This is a genomic window from Pseudomonas sp. PME37.24/025 (assembly GCF_055556615.1).
In genome coordinates this window covers 1-232 of the sequence record NZ_JBVHNK010000505.1, presented here as the reverse complement: position 1 = coordinate 232, position 232 = coordinate 1, and the positions used below count along the sequence as shown (strand labels likewise).

Sequence of the window (232 nt, the reverse complement as noted above, 5' to 3'; positions counted from 1 at the left end):
CATTCCAACCTGGGTCACTTTAAAAAAAGGAAGACAATTTATGATCAAGCAACTTTTTCAATCCGCTCTCCTGGCCGGTTTTGTGGCCCTGTCGAGCAGCGCTTTTGCCATTGATACCACCAAACCTGATGTCATGATCAAAGAACTTTCCGATGATCTGATCAATACCGTCAAGGCTGACAAAGCCATTCAGGGTGGTGATCAAAAACGGGTATTTGAACTGGTCGATACC

The 232-nt window shown here is 44.8% G+C and carries 1 protein-coding gene; it reads left to right on the top strand.

The genetic code is table 11. The features are described 5' to 3' along the window. Nucleotides 1–40 precede the first annotated feature (40 nt). Nucleotides 41–232, top strand: a 192-nt coding sequence (locus ACZ3HH_RS31240; RefSeq protein ID WP_465810622.1) for a hypothetical protein, incomplete at its 3' end; no start/stop codon positions are given.